The organism is Comamonas sp. FG99, assembly GCF_057808605.1.
Map to the genome: position 1 here is coordinate 37,318 of NZ_JBMDII010000031.1, position 22,236 is coordinate 59,553.

General features: G+C 62.5%; 23 protein-coding genes and 3 riboswitches. Of the genes, 16 read left to right on the top strand and 7 right to left on the bottom strand.

Features of this window, described 5'->3' with window-relative positions; genetic code table 11:
• The first annotated feature begins 40 nt into the window (after nucleotides 1-40).
• The 4 genes from ACODRX_RS19065 to ACODRX_RS19080 are packed head-to-tail and all read left to right on the top strand — an operon-like array spanning nucleotide 41 to nucleotide 3,081.
• A complete protein-coding gene (locus ACODRX_RS19065) occupies nucleotides 41-880 on the top strand; it encodes a transporter substrate-binding domain-containing protein (protein WP_488873109.1) in 840 nt (279 codons plus the stop codon).
• A gap of 36 nt (nucleotides 881-916) precedes the next feature.
• Complete coding sequence (locus ACODRX_RS19070) at nucleotides 917-1,675, top strand: amino acid ABC transporter ATP-binding protein (protein WP_488873110.1); 759 nt, start codon at nucleotides 917-919, stop codon at nucleotides 1,673-1,675.
• An 18-nt stretch (nucleotides 1,676-1,693) separates the two neighbouring features.
• On the top strand, nucleotides 1,694-2,374 hold the full coding sequence (locus ACODRX_RS19075; protein WP_488873111.1) for an amino acid ABC transporter permease: 681 nt from the start codon (nucleotides 1,694-1,696) through the stop codon (nucleotides 2,372-2,374).
• A gap of 20 nt (nucleotides 2,375-2,394) precedes the next feature.
• Complete coding sequence (locus tag ACODRX_RS19080; RefSeq protein ID WP_488873112.1) at nucleotides 2,395-3,081, top strand: amino acid ABC transporter permease; 687 nt, start codon at nucleotides 2,395-2,397, stop codon at nucleotides 3,079-3,081.
• A gap of 200 nt (nucleotides 3,082-3,281) precedes the next feature.
• Here the strand turns inward: ACODRX_RS19080 and ACODRX_RS19085 are convergent, their stop codons facing one another.
• Nucleotides 3,282-4,079: an IclR family transcriptional regulator gene (locus ACODRX_RS19085; RefSeq protein WP_488873113.1), complete on the bottom strand. Its 798-nt coding sequence runs from the start codon at nucleotides 4,077-4,079 to the stop codon at nucleotides 3,282-3,284.
• A 191-nt stretch (nucleotides 4,080-4,270) separates the two neighbouring features.
• Here ACODRX_RS19085 and ACODRX_RS19090 point away from each other — a divergent pair, with 191 nt between their 5' ends.
• From ACODRX_RS19090 to ACODRX_RS19115, 6 genes are all read left to right on the top strand, one after another.
• On the top strand, nucleotides 4,271-5,542 hold the full coding sequence (locus ACODRX_RS19090) for a CaiB/BaiF CoA transferase family protein (protein ID WP_488873114.1): 1,272 nt from the start codon (nucleotides 4,271-4,273) through the stop codon (nucleotides 5,540-5,542).
• Nucleotides 5,542-6,570 carry a Bug family tripartite tricarboxylate transporter substrate binding protein gene (locus ACODRX_RS19095; RefSeq protein ID WP_488873115.1) on the top strand — a complete coding sequence of 343 codons (1,029 nt, stop codon included), beginning with the start codon at nucleotides 5,542-5,544 and terminating at the stop codon, nucleotides 6,568-6,570. The genes ACODRX_RS19090 and ACODRX_RS19095 overlap by 1 nt, the downstream gene beginning before the upstream one ends.
• A 303-nt stretch (nucleotides 6,571-6,873) precedes the next feature.
• Nucleotides 6,874-7,533 (top strand): hypothetical protein, encoded by a 660-nt coding sequence (locus ACODRX_RS19100; protein WP_488873116.1) that lies wholly within the window; start codon nucleotides 6,874-6,876, stop codon nucleotides 7,531-7,533.
• Between the two features lie 66 nt (nucleotides 7,534-7,599).
• Nucleotides 7,600-7,668: riboswitch (Fluoride riboswitch) on the top strand.
• Between the two features lie 189 nt (nucleotides 7,669-7,857).
• A complete protein-coding gene (locus ACODRX_RS19105; RefSeq protein ID WP_488873117.1) occupies nucleotides 7,858-8,226 on the top strand; it encodes a DUF190 domain-containing protein in 369 nt (122 codons plus the stop codon).
• Nucleotides 8,223-9,443 (top strand): cation:proton antiporter, encoded by a 1,221-nt coding sequence (locus tag ACODRX_RS19110; protein ID WP_488873118.1) that lies wholly within the window; start codon nucleotides 8,223-8,225, stop codon nucleotides 9,441-9,443. The genes ACODRX_RS19105 and ACODRX_RS19110 overlap by 4 nt, the downstream gene beginning before the upstream one ends.
• Nucleotides 9,443-9,868 carry a universal stress protein gene (locus ACODRX_RS19115; protein WP_488873131.1) on the top strand — a complete coding sequence of 142 codons (426 nt, stop codon included), beginning with the start codon at nucleotides 9,443-9,445 and terminating at the stop codon, nucleotides 9,866-9,868. The genes ACODRX_RS19110 and ACODRX_RS19115 overlap by 1 nt, the downstream gene beginning before the upstream one ends.
• A 25-nt stretch (nucleotides 9,869-9,893) precedes the next feature.
• On the opposite strand, the gene ACODRX_RS19120 is transcribed toward ACODRX_RS19115, so the two are convergent.
• From ACODRX_RS19120 to crcB, 4 genes are all read right to left on the bottom strand, one after another.
• The gene (locus tag ACODRX_RS19120; RefSeq protein WP_488873119.1) at nucleotides 9,894-11,420 is read right to left on the bottom strand and encodes a MutS-related protein; all 1,527 of its coding nucleotides are present in this window, start codon (nucleotides 11,418-11,420) and stop codon (nucleotides 9,894-9,896) included.
• Nucleotides 11,417-13,012: a MutS-related protein gene (locus ACODRX_RS19125; protein ID WP_488873120.1), complete on the bottom strand. Its 1,596-nt coding sequence runs from the start codon at nucleotides 13,010-13,012 to the stop codon at nucleotides 11,417-11,419. The genes ACODRX_RS19120 and ACODRX_RS19125 overlap by 4 nt, the downstream gene beginning before the upstream one ends.
• 54 nt (nucleotides 13,013-13,066) lie before the next feature.
• Complete coding sequence (locus ACODRX_RS19130; protein ID WP_488873121.1) at nucleotides 13,067-13,420, bottom strand: DUF190 domain-containing protein; 354 nt, start codon at nucleotides 13,418-13,420, stop codon at nucleotides 13,067-13,069.
• Between the two features lie 76 nt (nucleotides 13,421-13,496).
• A complete protein-coding gene (gene crcB, locus ACODRX_RS19135; RefSeq protein ID WP_488873122.1) occupies nucleotides 13,497-13,886 on the bottom strand; it encodes a fluoride efflux transporter CrcB in 390 nt (129 codons plus the stop codon).
• Nucleotides 13,887-14,224: 338 nt separating this feature from the next.
• Nucleotides 14,225-14,306: riboswitch (Fluoride riboswitch) on the bottom strand.
• Nucleotides 14,307-14,404: 98 nt separating this feature from the next.
• Nucleotides 14,405-14,482: riboswitch (Fluoride riboswitch) on the top strand.
• A gap of 78 nt (nucleotides 14,483-14,560) precedes the next feature.
• On the opposite strand from crcB, the gene ACODRX_RS19140 reads away from it, so the two are divergent.
• From ACODRX_RS19140 to ACODRX_RS19160, 5 genes are all read left to right on the top strand, one after another.
• The gene (locus ACODRX_RS19140; RefSeq protein WP_488873123.1) at nucleotides 14,561-15,958 is read left to right on the top strand and encodes a voltage-gated chloride channel family protein; all 1,398 of its coding nucleotides are present in this window, start codon (nucleotides 14,561-14,563) and stop codon (nucleotides 15,956-15,958) included.
• Entirely contained in the window at nucleotides 15,955-16,710 is a 756-nt protein-coding gene (locus ACODRX_RS19145; protein ID WP_488873124.1) for a DUF190 domain-containing protein, read from the top strand. The genes ACODRX_RS19140 and ACODRX_RS19145 overlap by 4 nt, the downstream gene beginning before the upstream one ends.
• Nucleotides 16,711-16,804: 94 nt before the next feature.
• Nucleotides 16,805-18,088: a phosphopyruvate hydratase gene (eno, locus tag ACODRX_RS19150; RefSeq protein ID WP_488873125.1), complete on the top strand. Its 1,284-nt coding sequence runs from the start codon at nucleotides 16,805-16,807 to the stop codon at nucleotides 18,086-18,088.
• Between the two features lie 17 nt (nucleotides 18,089-18,105).
• The gene (locus ACODRX_RS19155; RefSeq protein ID WP_488873126.1) at nucleotides 18,106-18,726 is read left to right on the top strand and encodes a histidine phosphatase family protein; all 621 of its coding nucleotides are present in this window, start codon (nucleotides 18,106-18,108) and stop codon (nucleotides 18,724-18,726) included.
• Nucleotides 18,727-18,939: 213 nt separating this feature from the next.
• On the top strand, nucleotides 18,940-20,169 hold the full coding sequence (locus ACODRX_RS19160) for a hypothetical protein (RefSeq protein ID WP_488873127.1): 1,230 nt from the start codon (nucleotides 18,940-18,942) through the stop codon (nucleotides 20,167-20,169).
• Nucleotides 20,170-20,249: 80 nt separating this feature from the next.
• Here the strand turns inward: ACODRX_RS19160 and ACODRX_RS19165 are convergent, their stop codons facing one another.
• Nucleotides 20,250-20,756: a midcut-by-XrtH protein gene (locus tag ACODRX_RS19165; protein WP_488873128.1), complete on the bottom strand. Its 507-nt coding sequence runs from the start codon at nucleotides 20,754-20,756 to the stop codon at nucleotides 20,250-20,252.
• Nucleotides 20,757-21,522: 766 nt separating this feature from the next.
• On the opposite strand from ACODRX_RS19165, the gene ACODRX_RS19170 reads away from it, so the two are divergent.
• A complete protein-coding gene (locus ACODRX_RS19170) occupies nucleotides 21,523-21,669 on the top strand; it encodes an IPTL-CTERM sorting domain-containing protein (protein ID WP_488873129.1) in 147 nt (48 codons plus the stop codon).
• 18 nt (nucleotides 21,670-21,687) lie between these two features.
• Here the strand turns inward: ACODRX_RS19170 and ACODRX_RS19175 are convergent, their stop codons facing one another.
• Nucleotides 21,688-22,170: a DUF2721 domain-containing protein gene (locus ACODRX_RS19175; protein ID WP_488873132.1), complete on the bottom strand. Its 483-nt coding sequence runs from the start codon at nucleotides 22,168-22,170 to the stop codon at nucleotides 21,688-21,690.
• Nucleotides 22,171-22,236: the final 66 nt, after the last annotated feature.

Genomic DNA, 22,236 nt, shown 5'->3' on the forward strand with positions numbered 1-22,236 from the left:
TGCGCACCCACCCATTCAACCTCTACCTATGAACCAGCCCATGTCCAAAATCACCCAGTATCTCGTTGCCCCCATCGCCCTTGCGTGCCTGCTGGGCAGCGCCATTGCACAGACGCCGCTGCGCACCGGTGTCGATCCCAACTTTCCGCCGCACGCGTTCCCGAAGCTCAGCGGCGGCTACCAGGGATTCAACGTGGATCTGGGCAAAGAGATCGCGCGCCGCCTGGAGCGGCCGCTGGAGATCGAAGGCGCCCAATACTCTGCGCTGATCCCGGCGTTGAACGCCAGGAAGTTCGACTTTCTCATGGCACCCACCACGGTGTCGCCCGAGCGTGCCAAGACCGTGCTGCTCACCGAAGGCTATATGAACAACGACTTCACCTTGATCGTGAAGAAAAGCAATACCGATCTGAAGACGCTGAAGGACTTCAAGGGCAAGACGGTCGCTGTGAACAAGGGCTCCGGCCCCGAGGAATGGGCCCGCAAGCACCAGGCCGAGTACGGCTACGAAATCGCTGTCTACGGCACCAATGCCGATGCGGTGCAGGCCGTGATTTCCGGCCGCGCGGATGGCAATCTGGCCGGGCTCACGCCATCGGCGTGGGCGGTCAAGAGCAATGCCTCGATCAAGACGACTTCGGTCATCGAGACCGGATCGGCCTGGTCGATTCCCTTTCGCATTGACGACAAGGCCGGGCGCGACCAGGTGAGCATGGTGCTCAAGTGCATGAAGAAGGACGGCTCGCTCGCCAAGCTCTACACCAAGTGGTTCGGCGTTGCCCCGCTGCCCACTTCGGCCACCGTGCTATCCCCGCCGGGCCATGGCGTCGAGGGCCTCAACGGCTACGACCCGACCCCTGTCGCGCTGAACTGCGACTGAACGCGCCCTGTCTGAATCCGTCCATCCACCGAACCGATGTCCGCACCTATTCAACCTTCGCTGCTGCAAGTGCGCCAGCTCCAGAAACACTATGGCTCCAATCTCGTCCTGAAGGGGATTGACCTGGATGTTCAGGCTGGTCAGCTCGTGTCCATCATCGGGCCTTCCGGCTCTGGCAAGAGCACATTTCTGCGCTGCTGCAACCGTATGGAAAATGCGAGCAGCGGGCAGGTGCTGGTGGAAGGGCTGGACATCTACGCCCCTCGCGCCAACCTGAACCAGCTGCGCGAGCGTGTGGGCATGGTGTTCCAGGCCTTCAACCTGTACCCGCACCTGAGCGTGCTGGGCAATGTCACCCTCGCGCTCACGAAGGTGAAGAAGATGAAGCGCGCGCAGGCCGATGAGATCGCGATGGCGGCACTCAAGCGCGTGGGCATGGACCACAAGGCCGCGGCGCGCCCCGCGCAGCTCTCGGGTGGGCAGCAGCAGCGCGTGGGCATCGCGCGCTCCATTGCGATGCAGCCCGCGCTGGTGTTGTTCGACGAGCCCACCAGCGCGCTCGATCCCGAGATGGTGGGCGGTGTGCTGGAGGTGATGCGCGAGCTGCGCGAGGACGGCATGACCATGGTCGTGGTCACGCACGAGATGGGTTTTGCCAAGGCCGCGTCGGATCGGGTGGTGTTCATGGATGGCGGTGTCATCGTCGAGCAAGGCAGCCCCGAGCAGGTGTTTGGCAACCCGACCCAGCCGCGCACGGCCGCATTCATCGCGGGCATAAGCGCGCGCCGCATCTAGGGGCAGCAGGATCCGAACATGCAACTGCAACAGCTCGTCTTCACTTTCTTCAATGCGGATATCGCCAGGCAATACCTGCCGCAGATTCTCCGGGGTGCAGTCGTCACCATAGAGCTCGGTGCCGCCATCGTCGTGGCGGGCCTGGCCCTGGGGCTGCTGCTGGCATACCTGCGTAGCCTGCCGCTTCGCGGGCTGCGCCTGCTGATCAAGATCGTGGTGGACATCTTGCGCGCGCTTCCGCCACTGGTGCTGATTATTCTGTTTTACTATGCGCTGCCTTTCGTCGGGCTGTCGATGAGCGCCTTTGCCGCGACCTGGCTGGCACTCACGCTGGTGCTGGCCGCGTTCTCCGAGGAGGTCTACTGGGCCGGCATTCTCGCGCAGCCGGCAGGCGTGAGCGAGGCGGCGCGCTCCACCGGCCTGTCGCACACGCAGACGATGCTCTATGTCACGCTGCCCCAGGCCTGCCGGCTGATGGTGGCGCCGCTCACCAACCGGGTGATCGCGATTACCAAGGGCACGGCCTATGGGTCGGTCGCCGCACTCAATGAGATCCTGAACGAGGCGACATCGGCCACGAGTTTTGCGGGCAATCCAACGCCTCTCATGCTCGGCGCGCTGGGCTATCTGGTGATCTTCCTGCCCGTAGTCATCGCGGGCCGATACATCGAGCGCCGCCACGGCGCCGGCATGCACTGAGTGGCGAGGCAAGCGACATCATGGACACCATCATCCAAACGTTCTTCAATCTCGACGTTCTCCAGCAAGTCGCCCCGTTCGTGCTCGCAGGCCTGTGGACCAGCCTGAAGCTGTCGATCTGGGTGATTCCGCTGGGCCTGGCCAGCGGCCTGCTGCTCGCGGTGGCCGGCTTCGCCTGCAAGAGCCGTCTCTTGCGTGGCCTGCTCATCGTCTACATCGACTTCTTTCGCGCGTTTCCCCCGCTGGTGCTGCTGATCTTCCTGTACACCGGCCTGCCGTACCTGGGCATCGAATTGTCGCCCATCGGCTGCGTGGCGGTGGGCTTCATGCTCAACAACTCCAGCTACTTCGGCGAGATCTTCCGCGCCGGCCTGGAGAGCGTGCCGCCGGGCCAGCAGGAAGCTGCCCGCTCCACCGGCATGAACCGGCTGCAGAGCCTGCTCTGGGTGGAGATTCCGCAGGCATTGCGCAATGTGTTCCCGGACCTGGTGAGCAACATGATCGAGGTCGTCAAGCTGACCACCATCGCCAGCGTCGTATCGGTGCCCGACATGCTGTATGCGGCGCGCACCGCGCAGTCGATGCTCTACAACCCCACGCCGATCGTGTTGGCCGCCTTGGTCTATCTGGCGCTGCTGTGGCCGCTCGTGATCTTTCTCGGGCATATCGAGCAGCGGCGCAATCGCTTGCTTGGCCGCGCGGTATGACGGGCATGCCCAGGCATCTGGCTCATGTATAAGACACAAGCGCCCCCCCCCGATTGGGCTGAGCTGTCTGTCGAGGACCGCTTGCGGCGGTCTTTTACGCATGGCGACGGATCCCGGGGGAATCGCCTGGGACGCGACATGTTCGTAGTCTCGGACGACGCAGACAATTGCCTTCACCGGGTTCGGGCCTTGTCGGGAGCTCATCCGCTACTGTGGCCCGCGCAACCCTGCCGCTCGGACATGGCGTGTGCAGCCCGAACAACCAAAGAGGTATAGCTGTCCCGATTTTGTGCCATGCGCTCGGTAGGGCCCGAGACTCCCACGGCAGCCAGCAGGGCAGATTCCTTGTTGAACACGGGCGCCATGATGGCGGTGACGCCGGGTACCGAGACGCCGCTGACCGCATAGCCTTGAGCTCGGATTTGAACCACCTCTTCTTCGAAGCTCTGAAGCCTGAATCCCTTATCCAGATGCGGGTTCTGCCGCAACCGGGTGGTGAAGCCTGCCATCTCTTCCGGTTTGCTGAAGGCCAGGATGACTTTGCCGGCCGCTGCCTTGTGGAGCAGGCGGGGCTCGCCGAGATTGGGTGAAAAGCGCAAGGAGTTTTCGCTCTCGACAACGTCGACGTACACGAAGTGCTCAAGCCCTGAATTGGCGATGGCGATCAGAGCGGTTTCACCGGTCTCGCGCCGCAAGCGCTCCAGCACATGGTGGCAGTTCGCAGGAAAGCGATTCGAGCGCGCGATCAATGTGTGGATGCGGAATATCTCGCGGCCGAGGTAGTACTGCTTGTTCTCGGTGTCGATGTAGCCGCCCTCCATCAGTGCACGCAGCAGATTGGTCAGGCTGGACTTGGGAATAGCGGCTACCTGGGCCAGTTCGGTGAGTGTGAGCCCGTTCTTCGCTTCGGCCAAGGCCTTGATCAGTGACATCACCCGTAGCGGTGCCATCGGTGGCGGCAGAGCTGCCAGATCCATCTCTTTTTTCATGCTCTTCATCCATGCCTCTATCGGTTGGGCCTGCAGCCGGGCATTCGGCAGGCCTGCATCCCTTGGGGTGCTCAATATACCGGGCCATGCAGGATTGCAGACCTGTATTGTGCGCCTTATAATTCATTTATAAGAACAATAATTCATATATATGAATTTTAATGGTGTGCGGAAATGCTTGCAATCAAGGAGACAAAGCGGTGAAAAGTGATTCCTCTCGTGAAGGCGGCGCGACGGCAAGGGGGGGCGGCGGCCCCTTGTCCGGTTTGACGGTGCTCGACATGACATCCGTGGTGATGGGGCCATCCTGTACCCAGGCGCTGGGTGACATGGGGGCTGATGTGATCAAGCTGGAGTCGCCTGAGGGTGACACCATGCGCTGGGCCGGGCCATTTCGCAATCCCGGAATGAGCTCCATGTTCATCAATGGCAATCGCAGCAAGCGCAGCCTCGTTCTCGACCTCAAGCAGCCCCCCGGCCGCCAGGCTTTGCTGCGCTTGCTCAAACAAGCCGATGTGCTGATCTACAACATCCGACCCCAGGCTATGGCTCGGCTTGGCTTGACCTGGGAAGACGTACAGGCGGTCAATCCGCGCATCATCTATGCCGGTGTATTTGGCTATGGTCAGGACGGAGCCTATGCGGCCCTGCCAGCCTACGACGATCTGATTCAGGGCGCCTGTGGCATGGCGGCACTGTTCCACCAGAGTACGGGCGAGCCGCCACGCTATGTGCCCAGTGCCGTTGCGGATCGGGTCACTGGCCTGACGGCCGTGGGTGTGATTCTGGCTGCAGTGATCGAGCGGCAATCCAGCGGGCTGGGGCAGCGCGTCGACATTCCGATGTTTGAAACCATGACGGCGTTTGTCCTGGCAGACCATCTGGCGGGAGCAACCTTTGTGCCGCCGCTGGGTGAGGCTGGCTATGTACGCCAGCTCTCGCCCCAGCGCCGCCCATACCGAACCCGGGATGGCTATATCAGCGCCCTGGTGTACAGCGACAAACAGTGGCAGAGTTTTTTGCGCATTGTGGGACGCGAACGCGCATTTCTAGAAGATCCGCGTTATCGCAGCGTCAGCACACGGCTGGAGCATATCGACGCGCTCTATGCCGAGGTAGAAGATGCGCTGGCGCACGCCGATACCCGGCATTGGTTGGCGGTATTGCGTGAGGCGGACATTCCTGCCATGCCAGTCCATGATCTGGAGACGATTTTTCAGGACCGCCACCTGGAGCAGGCCAAATTCTTCACCCGTGCACAGCATCCGACGGAGGGCGAGCTCAACGAAATGCGCTGCAGCCATACCTGGTCCAGAACGCAACCCAAGCCCAGCCGGCCAGCACCGCGGCACGGCGAGCATTCGGTGGAAGTACTCAGGCAAGCCGGCTTTACCAGTGCCGAGATTGATGATCTGCTTGGGCTGGGCATCTTGGTGGATGTGGCGCCCCCGGACAGGATATTGGAGGTGTGATGATGCGCAGGATCTTGCTTTCTCAAAATGCATCCATGATGGCTCGGGGTCGATGGCCATGGCTGCGGTCGGCCGTGTTTGCGGCGCTGCTTGCTGGTTTGAATGGAGTGGCGAGCGCGCAAAACAATATCTGCTCGCAAAATTCAATCAAGATGATCGTGCCTTTTGCGGTCGGCAGTATCAACGACATTCTGGCGCGTGCCGTGATCCACGAGATGTCGCCGGTGCTTGGAAAACCCATCATTGCGGAAAACCGCGTAGGCGCTGGAGGGATGCTGGCCACGGCGCTGGTTGCCAAAGCTGCGCCAGATGGCTGCACGCTCGGTTGGGCTACCAGTTCGCAGATGGTGACCAACATTGCGATATACAAGAACATCTCGTTCGACGTGGACCGAGACATCGGGTATGTGGGGCTGGTGTCTCGCTTGCCTTTGGCCTTGGTGGTAAGGAGTGACAGTCCTTCCAGCTTGAAGGATTTTCTGGCGGGTGCTCGAAGGCATACCGATCATCTCAGCTTTGGATCGGCGGGCGTTGGGTCGATCTCGCACATCGTTGCCGAAGCGTTTTTGCGTCAGGCATCAGTACAGGCGCGGCATATTCCCTATACAGGCAATGCGGCGGCCTTGGTCGATCTGATGGGGGGACATATAGATTTCATGTTCGACCCGATGAGCACCAGCGTGCCGCTGATGCACCAGGGGAAAATCAAGATTCTGGCGCTCTCCAGTGCCAATCGCAACAGCAGTGCACCCCAGGTTCCGACGTTTGCCGAAGCGGGAATGCCCGCCTATGAGGCCTACACCTGGAACGCCATCATTGTTCCGGCAGCAACGCCCGAAGTAGCGCGTGAACAGCTCAATGCTGCTTTGGGCAAGGCGCTGGCGAGCGCTGCGGTGAAGAAACTGCTGGAGCAGGGTGGTGCGGAAACACTAGGGCCGTCCACGCCGCACAAAGCGGCCGAGTTCGCGAAGACTGAACGCAGCCAATGGCTGCCTCTGATCGAATCTTTGCAGATATCCGTCAAGTGACCGGTGCGATTGCATAGGCGCGCACGGCCGCATGGCATGATCGTGCGGGTTGCGGTTGGCACTGGCAAGCATGCAGGAATGGGATTCCGATGCTCCGGTCCCAAAGCCGTTGCCACGGCTGCAGTCTTGCGTCTTGTGTTTTGCGAGAAGACCTTGGGCAGCGCGCCACGCGGGCATGCGGCGCGAAAGCCAGGCCAGGGTGAATTTCACGTTACCCTACTAGTTGCCGGCGCAACTCAGTCGCATACCGCGTTGGGTGCCTACGCCGTACAGACAGGATACAGACAGGAGCCAGGAAAGACCATGTCACCATTGCGTTCATCCCCATATCGTGCTGCGCGCCGCATCGGCGCAGGTGTGTTTGCCGCCATGGGCCTGATTGCCGCATCGCTCGCGCATGCGGACTATCTGTGGCTGCAGCCCCAAGGCGGCGAGGTGCGCGCCTACGCCGGCGAGCTGCACAAGGCTTTGGGCAAGCTGCCCGAGCTGAGCAATGCTCGGGCGGTGGTGCCAGAGGGCAGGCCGGCACCCGCGCATGAGCAGGCGCCGGATCATTTCAGCCTGGGCAAGCCCGAGGCCGGCACGGGCGACCTGCGCTTTTCCGCGACGCGCGCAGGATCGGATGGGGTGCTGACCTACTACCAGGCACGCCTGGGCCGCCAGGAAACCCAGTCCGTCAATGACCTGGAGCTGGTGCCCACCGAGCCCGGCGGCAACACTTTCCGGCTGATGTTCAAGGGCCGCCCGGTGGCGGCCAGCCAGGTGAACGTGGACACCAGCGAGGGCTGGCGCCGCGTGCTCACTCCCGCCAAGGATGGCTCGGTGAGCTTCACCCCGTCGTTTCCCGGCCTGTATGTGCTTGAAGTCACCGCCCGGGTGGACAACGGCAGCGTGACCATCGACGGCAAGAAATACAACGACGTGCGCCACACGGCTACGCTCAGCTTCGAGATTCCCCGTTGAGGCCACTTGCAGCAGCCGCCTGCATGCCGCGTACGAGTTGCTGCAGCAGGAGATAGTCACTAAAATGGGGCCGCAGGAGATGGCATTCCTCCGCTGACCCAACCGCCCGCAAGGGCTGATGATGCCTACCAAGCTCAAAGCGAGCAGGGTAGGCATTTTTTGTTTCTGCTTCCTTCGATGCCCGCTCGCTCCCCTTTCCAGAAAGGAGCTGGACGTGAAAGCATTACCCCGTCCTCCAGGGCCCGCCCGCAGGGCCGCGAACCTCTGGCATGCTTGCGGCAGCGGCTTGGCGCCCGGCTGTGGTGAGTGGCAGGAGCGGCGGCCATGAACGGCTTCTTCCTGCGTTTCTACGTGCACGAGGATCAGCGTGTCCACCGGACCTTGCTGTGGGAGTGGCTGCTGCAGCAGGCGAACAGGCTGGGCGTTCGCGGCGGCTCGGCATTCCGGGCCATGGCGGGCTTCGGCAGCCACCATGTGCTCCATGAGGATCACTTCTTCGAGCTGGCCGGCACGCTCACGGTGGAGGTCGAGTTCATCGTCACCGAAGACGAAATGGAGCAATTGCTGGCGATGCTGCGGCGGGAGAACGTGCGCATTTTCTATGCGCGCATCCCAGCCTGCTTTGGTGTCATCAACCCTGGGCAAGGCGATCCCGCAAATGGTGGCGCACGGCCTGGGCGGGAGGCATCATGACCGAAATCTGGGCGCAGGCCGCACTCTGGCTCGGGCTGGCGCTGATTGCCACCTTGCTGTCCATCTGGCTGAAGGTCGCAACGGCGCTGTCGGAGATCGTGGTGGGCACGATCGCGCAACTGATCATCGGCGCACTGCTCGGCAGCACGGTCTTGGCGGGCGACGCTTCCTGGCTGAAGTTCCTCGCGGGCGCCGGTGCCATCGTGCTGACTTTTCTGGCTGGTGCGGAATTGGACCCGGTGGTCTTCAAGCGGCAGTGGAAGGAGGCCTGCGCGGTCGGGTTCATCAGCTTCCTGGTGCCGTTTCTCGGCTGCGCTGCCGTTGCGCGGTATGCACTCGACTGGTCGGTGCAGGCCAGCTGGCTCGCCGGCATTGCGATGTCGACTACCTCGGTCGCAGTCGTTTACGCGGTCATGCTGGAGTTCGGGCTCAACCAGACGAACTATGGCAAGACTGTCCTGGCAGCCTGTTTCGTTACCGATCTGGCGACCGTGCTCGCGCTCGGCCTGTTGTTCGCGCCGTTCAGCATGCGTACCCTGGTCTTCCTGGTGGCGGGTATCGCTGTCTTCATCGTGCTGCCCATCGTCACGCCCTGGTTCTTCCGCCGTTTCGGCGGACGGCCGTCGGAGCTGGAGGCCAAGTTCCTGATGCTGTGCCTTTTCGGCATGGGGGCGCTGGCCACCTGGGCCGATAGCGAGGCGGTGCTGCCCGCCTACCTGATCGGCATGGTCCTGGCCGGCACGGTCGGCAAGGACCACGTACTGGTGCGGCGGCTGCGTACATTGACCTTCGGGCTGCTGACGCCGTTCTACTTCATCCACGCTGGCTCGCTGGTATCGATTCCTGCGCTGGTGGGCGCGCCTGCGGCGATGCTGATGCTGCTCGTCGCGAAGATGGTCACGAAGATCGCAGGCGTCTACCCGGTCACGCGGATGTACAAGGCTCCTCGGCGCGAGGCCGCCTATACGACGATGCTGATGTCCACGGGACTGACCTTCGGGACGATAGCCGCGCTGTTCGGCCTTTCGCACAACATCATCACCCAGGCCCAGTACTCGGCCCTGGTGGCAACCGTCATCCTGAGCGCCGTCGTGCCGACGGTGGTTGCCAATGCCTTCTTTCTGCCGCGCCACCTGGTGGATGGCGTTTCGGCGCAAGCCGATCCGGCCGCTGCCATCGGTGAAGAGGGCGGCGCTGCTGCAAGGAGAGCATCATGATCCACAAGATCCTGCTGGGGCATGACGGGTCGGCATCCGCTGACCGCGCCTACCGCTTTGCCCTTGACCTGGCCAGGCGCTATGGAGCCGAGCTGCACGTGCTGGTGGTGGCGCGGCCACCGGACTTCGGCGACGAGGTGGAGGCGCAAGCCGCCATCGAAGATGCGCAACGGCGCTACCACCGGGTGCTATCGGCGGTGAAGCTGCGCCTGGCCAACGATGGCTGCGATGCGCAGGCGCAGCTCGTCGTCGGGCATCCCGCCGAGCAGCTGGTGCGCTATGCCGAGGAGCATGGCGTCGACCATATCGTCGTCGGCCACCGGGGACACACGTTGTTCGAGCGCTGGCTGATCGGCTCGATTGCTCGGCAGGTCGTGGCCTATGCGCCTTGCGCAGTCACTATCGTGCGGCACGACGCCGCCTAGCCGGGGGCCATGGCGGCCCGGCCCGTCATCCATCGCTATCTGCCTGGAGCGGCATCGTGCCGGCACCGAACACCTGGGCGTAGAGGTCCTGGCCGAAGCTCGTCGACAGCGGCTCGCCCGTGACCAGCTTGAATGAGCGCGAGCCATCGTCGCGCCGTTCGGCGCGCAGGAACAAGGTGTCGGCCCGTTGCTCGGCCGCGAGGCGATGGGCGAAATCGAACAGGTGCGTCACGGCGATGACCTTGATGCGCCGCTCGCACAGCGCGGCCACCGTTTGCCGCGCGATTTCCGAGCCTTCGCGCTCGTTGGTGGAGGCGAAGGATTCGTTGGACAGGAACAGGCCGCCGGGCTGGATGGCCTCGGCGATGTCGTTGAGCCGCGATAGCTCCTCGTCCAGCTTGCCGCTCTTGAGCGAGGCATCTTCTTCGCGCTTGTAGTGCGTGAAGAGGCCGGTGCAGCGCTCGCCTGCGTATGCCTGGGCGCAAACGAACATGCCGGCCTGCATCATCAATTGGGCAATGCCGCATGCGCGCAGAAAGCTGGACTTGCCCCCTTGGTTCGCTCCGGTCGCCACGATGATGGCGCGGCCAGAGGCGTCGATGGCATTGCCGACGACGGCAGGCCCCATCTTGAGAACCAGGCAGGCATCGCGAAGATCCGTGCATGCGAGCTGCAGTGCGCCCGGCTCGGCCATGCGGGGCTGGCAGCAGGGCGCTTGCAGGGTGGTCAGCTTCTCGTGCAGGTTGAGGCAGGCCACGTAGAAGGCCAGCTCGGTGCGCAGCATCTGGAAGAAGCCGAGTACGTGATCGCAAGACTGCGCCAGGGCGTTGGCCACCAGGTTGACGCCGCGGTCCTCGAGCTCGCCGAGCATTCGCGCGCCGGCTTCGTCCCGCTCGTTCAGGCGGAAGCCGAATTGCGGCGGACCGGCGTGGAACCAGCGGTGCCAGAACGGGAGTTTTTCGGGGGGCAGGCGCAGCACATGGTGGATGCCTTGGTTGCCGCGGCCCAGGGATGCGCTGATCAGCACTCCGCCATTGAACTTCAAGGTCTTGAGATGCTGCTGCACCAGGGCCAGGTAGCTGTCGTCGAATTCGGACCGCAGCATGGCGAACAGGGCGCACAGCCCTGGCGATGCGAATGCCCCGCCTTCTTGCTCTGCGAAGAGGCGCAGCTTTCGCAGCATGCTGACGAAGAACTGCATCAACTCGACCGAGCTGCGGAGAATGCCGCTGGGATAGTTCATGAAGACGCCGAACCAGTGCTTCTTGCGCCCCTCGATCGCCGCCACAGCCAAGGCGTAGAGTGCGCGCAGCTCCGCCGGGTGCGCAATCGCATCCTTGAGTATCCGTTGCCGGTGGAGCACGGTTGCCGAGTCATTCTCCAGCGCCAGCAAGACGGCCTTGCGCGAGATGTCGAGCAGGAAATCGTCACCGTTGGCCATCGCCGCCCACAAGGTCGGGAGTTCGAGGTCCTGGGACAGGGTGGCGGCCTGGCCTGGCATGGGCCGGTCGCCGTCGAAGTCCCGCTCTGGGTGCATCAGCAAGGCCTTCATGATGGAATCCGTTTCTTCAGCCAGGCACCGGTGACGCGGTATTTCTCGGCAATGGCCAGGGCATGCGCCAGGCCGTCGGCTGGCCGCCGCTCAAGCTTGAAGCTGCGCGCCGTCGGGTCTTCAGGGTCGATCGCGGCAACCATGCTGACCACGGCGGGCGAGAGGCTGGACAGTTCATCAAGAAAGGTCACGCATACCGTGATGGCATCGAGCCGGGACAGGCGCTCGAGCACCTCGCGGCCGAGGTGCACGGCGTCTTCCAAAGTCGTGGACGAGAAGATTTCATTGATTACCACAATGGAGCGCGGCGTCGCCTGGGCCAGGATGCGCTGCATGCGCACCAGATCGTCGTGCAGCTTGCCGCGCAGGTTGCGGATGTCTTCCTCGCGCTCGAAGTGCGAGAACATGCGGTCGAAGAGAAACAGCTGCGCCTGCGCCGCCGGCACCGGGCAGCCCAGGCAGGCCAGCCAGTGCAGCTGGCCGAACATGCGTGCAAAAGTCGTCTTGCCGCCCTGGTTCGGCCCGGTGACAACCACCATGCGTTCCGGGCCGTGCAGCTCGAAGTCGTTGCACACGATGGCCTGGTGCTGCGCAAGCAGGCGGCAGGCCAAGGCCAGGTCGAAGGCCGAGCGCACCTCGATATCCTTGGTGCCGCCGCAAACGCGGGGATAGCAGAATGCGAGGCCGGCATTCCTGAACGGAGCGATGAAATCCAGCCAGGCAATATAGAAATGGATCTCGCGGTCAAAGCGCGCGACATGCGGATCGACGAATTCCTGGTGCTCGCGGTGGAATGCCGACAATGCGGCAAACACCTCGGGGTTCAGTTGCGCTACGCAATCCAGGATCTGGGCCTCGATGTGGTTGAGCCCCAGGCTGAGCGGTAGTTTGGCCAGGTAGTCCTTCACCGCGCCGCGGCGGAATTTGGCAAACGTTTGCTCGATCTCGGCGGTGTAGTCCGGCTCGCCGGCATAAAGGCGGACCTGGACCTCGGCGCCATCGATGGTTACGGCATAGGCGATGGCTGCAAGCTCGCGCTCCAGCTGTGCCGCCCGCTCCACCAGGCGCGTGAAGCTGGCGGATTGGGCGTAGTCCCTGACATGGTCACGCCAGCGCCGGAGCCCGCGCGAGTGCAGCGGCAGGCAAGCCAGCTCCCGGTTCAGCACGGCAATGGCTTCGCCGTAGCGTTGGACCGCACCCAGATGCCAGCGGTTGCGCTCGTGTTCGTTGCTGCTCCTGGCCGCCAAGGGCAGTTGCTGGCGCATGCCCCGCAGGCGTTCGGTAAACCCGCGCACTGCGGCCATCACGTCCGGCTGGTCGAGGTCGCGCATCACTTCCTGCCGATACGCGATAGCGTCCTCGCACGCCAGGCTGGCATGGAAGAAGCCTGCAAGGTCATAGTCCTTCCATGGCGAGACGACCGCTTGCACCACCTGGTCCAGGCCCAGGTCGTGAAAGCAGCTTGGCGGCTGTGCTTGATGGGCGCCGAGACCTTCGCCCAGGATGCTCTTGAACGCCGGGCCGGCTTGCGGGCCATGCTCGGCCGGCGGGCGCTGCTGAGCAGGGCTGGATGTGAAACTTCGGTCGGGCATGATTGCCTCGGCTTCAGCAAGAACTTCGCAGGCGCTGTTAACCGGGCTGGCCTTTCACTGTGGCTCCTGCTCGGGTGCGGCATCCGCGGCCGGGGCGCCGGCCAGGCCTATTTCCACCGGGGCCTTGATGTAGAACAGCGCGAGCTGCTCGTGGGAGAGGTGCTCCAGAAGCCGCTGTGCGTCCTCCTCGGATACCGCAAAGCCGACTTCCACGGGCAGGTCGCCTGCCAGCTCAAAGAAGTGGTCCTCGTGCAGCTGGCCATGCCGGCCATAGCCTGCGATGGCCTTGAAGGCGGTGCCGCCATGGATGCCGAGGGTCTTGGCCTGTTCCAGCAGCCACTCATAGGCGAGGATGCCATGGTGTCTGGTGCTTTCCTGGACATAGAACTTCAGATAAACGCCTTGCATGGTAAGTCTCCCTGTGTCAGCAAGCTTGGCTTGGGGTTGCGCACCGCATGGGAATGGAATGCTCTTGTGGCCGCCATCAACTTCGGATCAACAGCCAGTTGGCCAGGAAGATGCCGGCACCGGTGAGAAGCAGGGATCCACCCAGATGCAGGCCGGCAGCACCGAGTGCCCACCAATACTCGTGGCGGCCGATGAGCGTGACCACTTCCACCGAGAAGGTCGAGAAAGTCGTCAAGCCACCCAGGAAGCCGGTGATCACGAGCAGCCGGAATTCTGGCGGCAGCCCGGAGTGGTGGTTGAAGTAGGCGCTCGATACGCCAATCAACAGTCCCCCGATCAGGTTGGCGGAAACCGTTCCCATGGGAATGGTCGGAAACATGGGGTTCAGCATGCTGCTCAGCCACCAGCGCAGCAATGCGCCAAAACCTGCGCCTCCAAAGACTGCAAGAATAGGTAGTCCGCTCATGTTTTTCCTTTTCTTTTCGACTGAACTCGGCAAGGGACGGTTGAATGGCGTGCCCGGACAGCACCATCTCCCCATGCCCCGGCTGCCGGCTCGCGGCAGACAGACAATCCGGTGGAATGGAAACCAGGCCGTCCAGTGCCGTGCCGACGATGCAGGAAGGTACCAGACTGCGGCAGCCGTCCGGCAGGCCTGGGCCTTCGGGCGGCGCGGCAGGCCAAGCCATTGCGGCAAGCGCTGTCTGTTCGGGGTGATTGCTCATGCGCACCATGGTGACCCGGTTCGAAGAACACCCGATTGGCGAGAGCTGCAGTAAAAAAGCCCACAGCATCCGTCGTTCAGGACCTGTAGGCATCATTAGCTGAGTTGCGGTTTGCCCCGGCCTTGCGCCGGGGAAGGAGGTATGCCATCTCCGTCGGCGCAGTATAGCAGCCTTCCTTTTGAGCTGCGATGCGGGCAAAGCGCCCGCGCCCGGATCTGCGGAGCAATAACTTCCACCGGCACGCGGAATTTGTGTATAGTAGCTGCCGGGAGATGGTGTTCCTCCTGCTAGCCAAACCGCAGCGCTGCCCAGTGCTGCTGATGACGCCTACAGAAACCTGACCGTGGTCGGGGCTGTAGGCGTTCGCGTTTGCGCTCCGCATTGGTCAGTCCGATTGGTTTCGAGCTATTGATCAATGCGCAGATATCTCCGCCGCCCCGAACAAGTCGAATTGTTGCCGCATCTTGGCAAATGGCTTGTGATTGCCACCGTCATCGCTGCCCTGGCAGGCAGCGCTTCCGCCTTCTTCCTGCTGTCGCTGGACCGTGCCACTGCATGGCGCGAGGCCCATCGCTGGATCATCTGGCTGCTGCCGGTGGCAGGCATGGGCGTAGGCCTGGTCTACCATCTCCTGGGCAAGCAGGTGGATGGCGGCAACAATCTCATCATCGATGAGATCCACGACCCGAAGAAGGTCGTGCCGCTGCGCATGGCGCCGCTGGTGCTGGGAGGCACCGTCGTATCGCATCTGTTTGGGGCTTCTGTCGGGCGCGAGGGTACAGCCGTGCAGATGAGCGGCGCGCTCGCGGACCAGCTGACCCATGTATTTCGGCTGGAGCGCGAGGACCGGCGCGTCGTTCTGATGACGGGGATCAGCGCGGGATTTTCTGCCGTCTTCGGCACTCCGCTGGCCGGCGCAGTGTTCGGGCTCGAGGTACTGGCCATCGGGCGCATGCGTTACGACGCGTTGTTTCCTTGCGTGGTCGCCGCGATCGTGGCGGATCAGGTGTGCTTGGCATTCGGTGTGCACCATACCCACTACATCGTTCCCGAAGTGGTACCGATCGGGGCGTGGAGTGTATTGGCCGTGGTGATTGCCGGCATCGTTTTCGGGCTTGTCGGAGCGGTCTTCGCCACGGCCACACACAAGCTCGGCGCTGTAATGAAACGGTATGTCGCCTATGCGCCGCTGCGACCTTTCATTGGCGGCATCGTGGTTGCCACGGCTGTTTGGGCGCTCGATGCCTACAACTATATCGGCTTGGGCATTCCAGATATCGTGCGCTCGTTTCAGGAGCCGATGAAGCCCTGGGATTTCCTTGGCAAACTGGTGTTCACCGTGGTTTCGCTTGGCACCGGCTTCAAGGGCGGCGAAGTGACGCCGCTGTTCTACATAGGCGCAACCTTGGGCAACGCGCTCGCTGCGCTGCTGCAGCTGCCGTTCCCGATGCTGGCAGGCATCGGCTTTGTGGCTGTCTTCGCCGGCGCGGCCAACACGCCCATCGCCACTACGTTGATGGCCATGGAGCTGTTCGGCTCCGAGATCGGGCCGCTGGCGGCTGTGGCCTGCATCACCGCCTATCTGTTCTCTGGCCATACCGGCATCTACCACGCTCAGCGCGTAGGGCAGGGCAAGCATCGCCGAACCGCGCCGGAAGGCTTGCGCATCGCAGATATGGCCCATTTTCGCAAGCACAGGCACGGCGAACAAGCGCAGGAAAAGCCAGTACCTGAGACCACGGCCCCTGGTGACAAGGATGGGCCGAAGAGCGCGATCGAGACCGCTGTCACCGCAAAGGAAAAGCACCAATGACCTCGAAGAACAGTCTGCAGCAGCTGGCCGCATTGCGGCTGTACTTTCCGGGCGCGACGAAGGCCAGGGCCACGCGCTTGTGGCACCATTTGAGCGCGCCTGCGCTTGCGCAACACCTGCTCAAGGTTGCCAAGGAGGCCAGAATTACCCAGGCGATGCTTCACCAGGTCATTTCTGGCTATCTGCCGGGACAGCGGCTGTCGCATCACCACCCCGAGCTGGCCGGCATGCGGCATCCGCAATGCCTGGAGCTGCTGGATACGGAGCCGCGTCTGCGCGGCTTCATGCACGAGCACGCCGAGGAGCTGCGCAAAGTGCACGCCGTGCTATTTCTGTGCGAACTGCCGCTGGGGCAGCATGCCGCTCGGCATGCGAAGGCCAAAGTCGATGCCGATGAGCGTTCGGCCGGCTCTGGGCGGGGGATGCCAAGCCACGGTTGGCAGCTCACATTTTTTACCGAGCGCAATAGGCTGCACGGCAATACGCCGATTGGTGACTGGCTGCTCAAATTCACGCAGGAGCATGGAGCCTGGGGTGGGGTGCTGATCACAGGCGCGGAAGGGGTGGGGCATGACGCTGGCCTGCACTTGAACCATTTCTTCCAGACGGTCGAGCAGCCTCTGGTGGTCACCATGTCGGCCGAAGAGGCGGTGTGCCGGCGCTTGATGGCCGCGCTGGACGACGAGGGCATCGAACTGGCCTATGTCAAGGTGCCGCTGGAGTATGGACACACCGCCAAGGTGTCGAAGTGATCGTTTGATTGGAGGCACGGACTGCGTAAGTGCGCATGCATGGACTTCGCCATCCGGGTCTTGCAGAGCTTTTCATCTTGAGATCGGAGCCGTCATGACATCAACCATTCAAGCAATACACGCGCGTGAAATCCTGGATTCGCGCGGTAATCCCACTGTTGAGGTGGATGTCTGGCTGCGGGGGGGCGCCACGGGCCGTGCCGCCGTCCCCTCCGGCGCTTCCACGGGAATTCATGAGGCGGTGGAGATGCGCGACCACAACCCGATGCGCTATGGAGGCAAGGGGGTCCAAGAGGCGGTGGCGAACGTCAACAAGGCTATTGCCGCGATGCTGCATGGGCTGGATGCAGGCGATCAGGCCCATATCGATCGCGCACTCATTGAATTCGATGGAACGCCAAACAAGGCGCGCCTGGGGGCGAACGCCATCCTCGGCGTGAGCCTGGCCGTGGCGCGCGCGGCAGCCCATGCGGCCGGCCAGCCGCTGTTTCGCTATTTGGCAAAGTCTCAAGGCATGCGCATGCCCGTTCCGATGTTCAATGTGCTCAACGGCGGTGTCCATGCAGACTGGCAGGGCACGGATTTTCAGGAGTTCATGATTGCTCCTGTCGGTGTCGAGAGCTTCCCGGAGGCGCTGCGCTGTGGCGCCGAGGTGTACCACTGCCTTCGTGCGCTCATCAAGGAGCGTGGATACTCCTGCGCCGTGGGCGACGAAGGCGGCTTCTCACCAGCGTTGAAATGCAATAGCGATGCAGTCGAGCTGATCCTCGCGGCAATCGAGGGGGCAGGGTATCGGCCGGGTGAGGATGTGGTGCTTGCGCTGGACCCCGCATCCAGCGGCTTCTTCAAGGATGGCTGCTATCACCTGCGCAGTGAGGGGCGTGAGCTCACGGCGGCGGAGCTGGTCGAGCTCTATGAAAGCTGGGTCGCGAAATACCCCATTGCCGTCCTTGAGGATGGCCTGGCCGAAGACGACTGGGCGGGGTGGAAGCTTTTGAATCAAAGGCTCGGCAGCCGCATCGAGCTGGTGGGCGATGACCTGTTCGTCACCAATGTCGAGCGCATCGAGCGCGGCATTCGCGAGGACGTGGCCAATGCCGTGCTCATCAAGCCCAACCAGGTCGGAACGCTCACAGAGACTTGGGCGGCGGTCGAGGCTGCCTACCAGGCTGGCTGGGGCGCGATGGTGTCTCATCGCAGCGGCGAGACGATAGACAGCTTCATTGCCGACCTCACCGTTGGCCTGGGCACAGGGCATCTCAAGACCGGGGCGCCCTGCCGTGGCGAGCGCGTTGAAAAATACAACCAGCTCATGCGCATCGAAGAGGCGCTGGGCGATGACGCGCCCTATGCAGGACGCGAAGCCTTCATCCGATGAGCTTTCAGGAGAAAGACATGGCGAAAATCATCCTGGCCCGGCATGGGCATGTCGACTGGATCGAACCCGAGCGCTTTCGGGGCCGGGCAGAATTGCCTTTGTCCAAGCTCGGCGAATCTCAAGCCCAAGCCCTTGGCCAAAGGATCAGGCAGAGCTGGTCGCCGGATGCCATCTACACCAGCCCGCTATCGCGCTGCCGGCGCACCGGTGAGGCGATTGCCCTTGCAACCGGGGCGCAGGCCGCCGTACTCGATGCGCTGTCCGATATCCATTACGGCCAATGGCAGGGTCTGACGCATGAGGAAGTGCGTTCGCGCTGGCCGGATGAGCTGAGGACCTGGCTCCAGGCTCCGGACCTGGCCCTGATCCCTGGCGGCGAGGCGCTGGCCGATGTGCTTGTGCGGGTCGTGAAGATCCTGCAGTTGATTGTGCGCCAGCACGCGGGCCAAACCGTGGTCCTTGTCGGGCACGACAGCATCAACCGCGTCATGCTATTGCATTGCCTCGGCCTTCCGCTGGCGCGATATTGGCGAATCAAGCAAGAGCCATGCTGTGTGAATGAGGTCGTGATGGAGGCCAATGAATTCACGATCCATCGGATCAACGAGACATATCACACCTGCGGGCTGCCGATTTAAGCAGTTCGAAAAGCTATGCGCTTCGTTGTGGGATCCCTTGGTTTGCTCGGGGATGCCGGCATGTGCCTGCCGATTCGTGAGTCCTGAGAAGGCATCGCACGAGGGGGCCACCAAATTCCGCGCTGAACCTCAAATTACCTGAAACCAGGGAATGACAAGGTTAGCGATCCATTCGATCATCCTTGCTCCACCAACCAGGGAGGAGTAAGTTTCATGAATAGAAAAAACATGGTGTGCGCGGCCCTGGCGGCTGCCATGCTGAGCGCCTGCGGCGGCGGCGCCGCCAATCGCGAGAAATTGATCCCGGGCGATGAGTTCAGCCTTGAGCTCAGCCTGGACGACAAACTGGCAGAGACCTCGACCTATCGTGCGTATGGCATCAGCAAGGCTGGCCAACTTGTCACAACGGCCGGCGATCTGGCCAGCGAATTGCTCATTCCCATCGAGATCAGCCGCTCGGGCTCCATGGCCAAAGCCACCGATGCCGCCTTGCCCGATATCGCTGCCATTCAGGCATTCTTCCCTCAACTGTGGCTGGAGCTTGCCAAGCGCCACGGTACGCAGGACGCCAGCAAAATCGCCCAGCAAGTACAGGACCTGGATATTTCGCTGGCGGCTATCTACCAGAACTACCGCGACTCTGGCCTGGATCTGGCAGGTTTTGTCGATTTCTATGAAACGCTGGATGCATACCAGGAGCTCGACAAGAATGAAATGATCGAGGCTGAGCTGAGCCAGTTTCTGGGCAATGTCCAGGTTACGCCCAGGCAGCTTCTGGATGCGCTGCAGGCGCACGGCAGCAGTTGGAAGCAGTTTCTTGCACTGATGGCTTCGCGCCAGGATGATTTCAACGGTTTGTACGAGCAGTACGGCAAGGCTGGGGTGGGTATGGCGGATTTTGTGGGTGCATACCTGCAAGGCCCGCTCAAGGCACTCAAGGATGACAAGGGCAGCTCAGCCATCGACGTGGCGAAGTTCGTCTGGCAGGTCATCAAGGACAACCGCCCTGAAACCGTGGCCACGGGGGCATTCACGCGTGCGCTGTCCGCAAAAGACACCCACTGGGAACACTATGGCCAGAGCAGGTTCGGCACATCGCAGGAGGTAACGCTGAAAGCCAAGGGCGTGCTGCCGCTTTTTACCCTCTACGAGGTCAAGTTCGCGCTGTCTGGCTACTACGGTGCCAAGCACGGCAGCATCGACGGCAGCTGGCTGCCTTTGCTGAATCTGGACGTGAAGAAGATGTCTGCCATTGTCTCCTGGAAGGTCAACGCCACAGCGCGCGTGACCCAGCCAGTCAATGTGGGCACGGCCACTGCTCCCATCCCCGAAATGCCGGTGTTCATGGAAATCAACCAATCGGGCTTATTCCAGAACTATACCGACAAGTATGAATTCCGCGCCAACGGCAAAAGCGGCTTCAGCTATATCAAGAAGGATTGATGCCAGGCGCGTTCTGCCCTGGCAGCTTCAATGGCGAGGCCACTAAGCACGCGTTGCCTGCGGACCTCTGGCCCTTGATGTCAGGTGCCGCCGCCCCCGGTGCCGGGGTCGCATATTGCTTGCGTGGTGCATGAGCCGCCTGGTGCGATCTCGGCTCCCACGGTGCAGCTACCGGCTTCTGCGGTGTTGGTGTTGCCCGTGATCTTCACGCGTACGCCGCTGGTATTGGTGACCGTGATCAGAGGTGAAGGGTCGGCGTAAGACATGGTCGCATCGGCCACGGTGCCACCGGTGTTGCTGGTGAATTCGTAGGGCCCGGCAGCGCGCACGGCTTGCATCAACCCGTCGCCACCCTGTGCCGTCAGCAGGCCGGCCGAGGCCCACAACGCCACCGCCAGCACCTTGCCCGCGGCCGGGCGTTTGTGCCACGCAAAAACCCCCAACGCGGCCGCCAGAATGCCAACGCTGAACAGCGTCAGCCCGGGCACGGCAGTGGGCGCTGCCGTGGCGGCAAGCGCGGGAGCGTAGTTCAACGAAATCTGGCAGGCGGCAGGGCCCGCCAGAGCCGGCAGGGCGCAGCCTGCCATACCCGCAAAAGCCAGGACTCGGGTGAAACAGCGTTTAGCGCCGCTGGTGGGGCATGTGGGGACGTGGGGGGGGGGTCATGTGCAGAAATAGAGCGCGAGCTTTTAGCAAAAATATTAGCCAATGGTTGACTGGCTGGCAAGGGCCTGAGGCAGGTTTTTCTGCCCACGCAACTCGAATGGATTGTCGCAACGTGAATATGGCATGACAGGCTAGGCCGATTGCAAGCCCTATGCAAACAATCATCTTCAATCCGGCAGTTGGTATCACCGCATCATATTGATAGCTATTGTCGATGCAGGGGGTGGAGCGATAGCTGGTCTGGCTCCGGGCAGGGAGACGCGCCGGCATCGCGATGCCAAGCGGCGGGCCACGACGGGGGCTATTCTCGGACGGCGATGCCTTGGCTGAAGCCATCAACGGATTCTATGAAGCGGTATGCCGTCACGGCGCGACGATTGCTGGTCAATGGTATTGGCGCATCTGCGAATATGTTGAGAACGCTGAGGGCAGGGGGGCTGCAAAATAATATTCCAATTATTTTTATCAAACAGCAAATGCGATGCGGGGGCCCTTTGTGGCTTGCCTGATCCATCCGGCAGTCCGGGAAGTTCTGGCAACTCCGGCAGCCCGGGCAATGTGCTTGCCGGCCTGGAAGCTTGCAGCGGAGAGGGTCACGGCGGTCAGCCTGGCAGCGGTGCCAGCGCCGGTGACCCCGCGGTCGGCGGAGGCGCAGGCGTCGAGCCAGGCCAGGCCTGCATGGTGCGTATGAGTTTTACCGTAGACCAGACGTCGCCCACGACGCCTGCCCGGCCAACACCTGCGCCAACGCTGGCGCAGTGGGCGCTGGCGCTGCTTGCCCTGGCGCTGGCCGGACTTGCCGCTGCAGGCTTGCGCCATACTCGCTCGGATTGACGCGAGGATCCCGGCGCATCAAGGGCCAGGATACAGCGTGGAGCGAAGGGGCATGGGCTTGGCGGAATGACGCAGCGAGTGGAAGTTGAGCAGGCGGGTCGCCATCATTGTCTCGACCATGAAGCAGCACAACGCTGACACGAAACTCACCACGCCCAGGCCAAAGCTGAGCATGGCCGCCAGCGACCAGCCGCGCGCATCGGTCTCGGCCACCGCAGTCTGGCCAACGAACAGCAAGATGATGGTCAGCGCAATCAGTGCGCCGCAGCCGGTCAGCAGTCCGATGCATACATTGGCCAGGCGGCCACGGCGGCGCAAAAAGCCCAGCTCCAGCATGGAGCGCTCAATGTATTCTGCGTCCGACGATGCGCTCATGCGGTCTTCGAGCACTCGGCCCCGGTCGATGATGCGCGCCAGCCGCCCGGCCACTGCGCCGATCATCCCGGCCACGCCAGTTAAAAAGAAAACAGGGGCTACGGCGAGTTGGATGCTGTGGGTGATATTGCTGACGTCTAGGGAAGGTCTGCAAAACCCCGTTCGTCGAAGCTGACAGCTTGACCAGCGCGG